Source organism: Flavobacterium erigeronis (genome assembly GCF_054075165.1).
The window spans coordinates 1-478 of sequence record NZ_JBSKGP010000031.1 but is presented as its reverse complement, the minus strand read 5'-3'; the positions used below and the strand labels follow the sequence as shown (position 1 = coordinate 478).

Here is a 478-nt window from a genome sequence, read left to right as displayed (position 1 = left end):
CGTTTCTGCTATTTTTTCGCCATTTTGGTTTTTAAGAATCACTATAGCGCCTGCAATTTTACTGTTGGAAATGGCATCAAAAACATAACCACTGATCGACTGGTTGCAAAAGCGCTCAAACGAATAAATATCGTCGTCGCCTTTTCCTGTTTTCCTATTCGAACAGACAAAACCGCGATTGGTTTCTTCGTTTACAATAAAAGCAAAATCGTCAAGATTGCTGTTTAAAGGCGCTCCAAGATTGGAAGGAGAATCAAAATTGCCATCTGTTATACGGCTTTCAAAAACATCAAGTCCGCCGAGGCCTAAAAATCCGTCAGAAGCAAAATACAAGGCTTGATCGGTAATGTACGGAAACATTTCACGTCCGGTTGTATTGACTTTTTCGCCCAAATTTCTCGGATTAGAAAATTGGTTATTGCCTAGAATGTCCACTACAAAAAGATCAGTAGAACCAATAGTTCCCGGCATATCAGAC

The 478-nt window shown here is 39.7% G+C and carries 1 pseudogene; it reads right to left on the bottom strand.

Annotation, left to right across the window (positions count from 1 at the left end):
• Window positions 1–478 (bottom strand): annotated as a pseudogene (locus ACWA1F_RS23950) (OmpA family protein); the annotation flags it as partial.